The sequence below is a fragment of the Loktanella sp. DJP18 genome, from assembly GCF_049310965.1.
Taxonomy (GTDB): domain Bacteria; phylum Pseudomonadota; class Alphaproteobacteria; order Rhodobacterales; family Rhodobacteraceae; genus Loktanella.
The window spans coordinates 1-3,052 of record NZ_JBMERN010000237.1; the positions used below are offsets into that span (position 1 = coordinate 1).

2 protein-coding genes and 1 pseudogene are annotated in these 3,052 nt (G+C 55.8%); 1 reads left to right on the plus strand and 2 read right to left on the minus strand.

Annotation, left to right across the window (positions count from 1 at the left end):
- Positions 1-208 (plus strand): hypothetical protein (locus ACOI1H_RS24465; protein ID WP_422440836.1); only part of this gene is annotated, 208 nt, incomplete at its 5' end.
- Positions 209-473: 265 nt separating this feature from the next.
- Here the strand turns inward: ACOI1H_RS24465 and ACOI1H_RS24470 are convergent.
- A complete protein-coding gene (locus tag ACOI1H_RS24470; RefSeq protein WP_422440838.1) occupies positions 474-2,228 on the minus strand; it encodes a hypothetical protein in 1,755 nt (584 codons plus the stop codon).
- A 266-nt stretch (positions 2,229-2,494) separates the two neighbouring features.
- Positions 2,495-3,052 (minus strand): annotated as a pseudogene (locus tag ACOI1H_RS24475) (type VI secretion protein ImpB); the annotation flags it as partial.

Here is a 3,052-nt window from a genome sequence, read left to right on the forward strand (position 1 = left end):
AGGACCTCTGACGGAGCTGCCTATGAAGCCCATCTCACAAGGCGAGAAAGGCATTTTTGCCTGGACCCTGATGGATGGAACAGTTTTGACATTAAGAAAGCAGCAAAATACCAAGCTCAAAGCTTGGCGCCGCGGAGATGATGGTCTCTCGCAGATCCTTATAGAGGCAGGTGTGCCCTTGTCCCGCGTGATGATAATCGCGTCGTGATGTCTTTGGCCACTTGGTCGTGCAATGAGCTACTGTGAGTGCGCGACCTAGACCCGGCCACATTCAAGGGTTTCGGCGCAAGCCCTGGCCGCCGCGCCTCGGACACCGTGGGCATCGAAGTCCTGGCACCAATGACCTGCGATGACTTCAGCCATGTCGCGAGCGGCTCTGCGAGCATCCATGTGCCTCTCCACAGCTACGCCTGGATCGAGGCCCGCGGCGGCGAGATCGCCCAGACCGTCCAGCTGATCGAGTGTCAATATGGTCAATCCCGGAGAAGCTCCGCGATTGGGATATTTTCCGAAGGGGCCGCCGTAACAACACTGAGAAGGGTCTGACTGCCACATGTCACCGCGGTAGGGAGGGGCAGGTTCTCACCGCAAATCGTCGCGAAATCGACTGGCAAGCCTGTGTCATTGAGTGCGATTGTAACCTTCCCCATCGGAGCGGCCATATATGCGATGTGGCCGCCGATGACGAGGACGGAGGCGAGAATGGCCGCCTGCACCTTTTTGAGTGATGGCAGTGAGACCTTACCGATACCAAGCCCCTTGAGGAGCTTACTGCGTTTGCGGCTAAAGATCGTGACATAAGCCATAACGCCCACCAGGACAGGTATAACTGTTGCCGCGAGGGGTGCGCGCCAGTCGGTCAGACCTGCATTGATGAAGGTTTGCAGAGCGTGTTCTTCGTATGCGACTAGCGGAAGAAGGCAGGCGGCGACATAGAGCAAAAACCGTGATGTGCGGGCTCCCCGATTGGCTTGACTGGCAAACTCCTTGCGAAACACACCGATTTCGCGCTGGAGCGCGTCATCGACGTCATATCTTTCCAGCGGTCCATGCTTTTTGCCATCCTTGCTGGGCTGTCGGATTTCCTCCAATACGGATCGTCCGAGTGGCGTTTTACTCAGGCGGGCAAAGTCGCGATCGAGTAGCGCTGTCGCGACCGGATCGGTTGCTTCCTTCAGAACCTTTGGGGACACAAAACTTGCGATGTTGTGAGCCCCTGAACCTGCAAGGATGGTGTAATTTTCTACAATCAAAGCCCCATGAATTTTTGCATCGTATTCAACGCGTCCTGACCTGCCGGACTGCGTTGTCTGAAGATTGGCGGCGCGGGTTGCGCTCTTGTTTTCCAGCATCGCCGGAATTGTTTTGATCAAAAGATCAAATTGCTTTTGGTCAGAGCTTGTTCTGATCGTTTTGCGCGTGACTGTCGCAGTTCCTGTCAGTGTGATGTAGCGTGTGCCGGAGCGGCATTGCTGACAAGTGCAGGTTCCGTTTCCCCTGCATGTATTGCAGGTGACGTATGCACTGCCTGCGCAATTATTGCATGTTACGCGCTTGGTGCCCCAGCAACTATGACACGTACCGTAGTAACCGTAGCCTCCGCAGGTCGAGCAGTTTACCATCCTGGCTGGGGTGACGAGTTCGTAGCCGCCGTTTGTTGGGTTGACCCGATAGGTTGCGGGTTGTGAAACCTGGCGGTTGCCATGACAGGTAAAGCACTGCTGCTGCCCGTTTGAGCAACGCGTGCAAGGGACCTGTCCGCTCGCGCAATTGGAAACGCCACAGGGAAGTCTTTTCCTCCCGTTGCAGCCGTGACAGGTCACTGAGCCGCACCCTTTGCAAGTGTCACACGTTTCGCAGCAATGCTTGACGATGGGTGCGAATACGTCGTCATGGTTTGTTGGCTGACCTATTGCCTGCTTCACCCAGTCAAGGTCTTGGCGTCGCAAAAGCTCCTCATTGATCTGATTTCGTGCGTCAGATGTATGAAGAGATCTGTCTGAATGTTGCGCTTTATCTTCTTGCTTAATATCCAGCTTCAGTTCGAGGTTTACCACCGCGTGAAACGGAGTGGTCCCAGTCCTGATGTCGCCTTCATATTTTTTCGGTGCTTCGAAGCCTGTTTCGGCCTCCATATAAGTCAGCGTTGAAGCAAGAGCGGCGCGCAGCAGGCCCTCTTCTCTGATGTCATCTGCTGACTTGGTGTTTACGGGCGCCTGGGAGTTCACAAATCAAATCTTTCATAACGGTCATGATTGGGATCAGACCTCTGTCTTCGTCTCGCAAAACCGCGCTTTTGGATGTTCTAAGCGTGGGCCGTAGGTTTTTGCAATCCACTCGTTATCGTCTGGACTCAACTATTTTCCCGTCTCACGGACCTGCCTATCGAATCTTGGTCAAGGTCGTGAAACGCGAAGCAAAATCTCATTATCGAACGCATTTTCAAGCGTCGTTCAGCTCTGATTTTGTGAGCAGATTGAGCACGGCTTCGCGGTCATCTGAACGACACGAAGTGCGTATCCTCATCCGCCACGGGCGCTTCGCTGAAATCCTCATCCTCAGGAATCCTGCCGAACGCAATCTTGGCTCCGAGGTATCCGCCGGGGAGTTCATCCAAGGGTCCCATCGTAAGCGCCTTCGGGCCGTGTGAAAGCCGCACGCCGTCCATCAGGTCACTGACTTTTTCCCACTTGGCCCGGGAGACATCATCCTCTCCGCGCCCTGACTGATCCAGGAGACTTCCGAAGAGGTCCGCCATCATCTCGCCTTCGGCAATCAGCCCGTGGATCATGACACTGACGGATTTCGGCTGGAAGCGCATCGCGCATTTTGCGTAGTCGAGTCCTTCCGACAAGGCTTGGAGGAATGTGCGGTCGTCGCGGGCCGGCGCAAATGCCGCTTCCCATCCCCAGTTCAGGTCCTCGGTCCGGCCGCCGCTGGCAGTGCGAAAGCCGCCACCCCGAAAGCTCAATGTCAGCCGCGCGGCCCTGAAGCCTGACCTGCGCAGTCTGCGACTTGCGCTCAATGTGAGCTGCCGCGCGCAGCCGCGGTG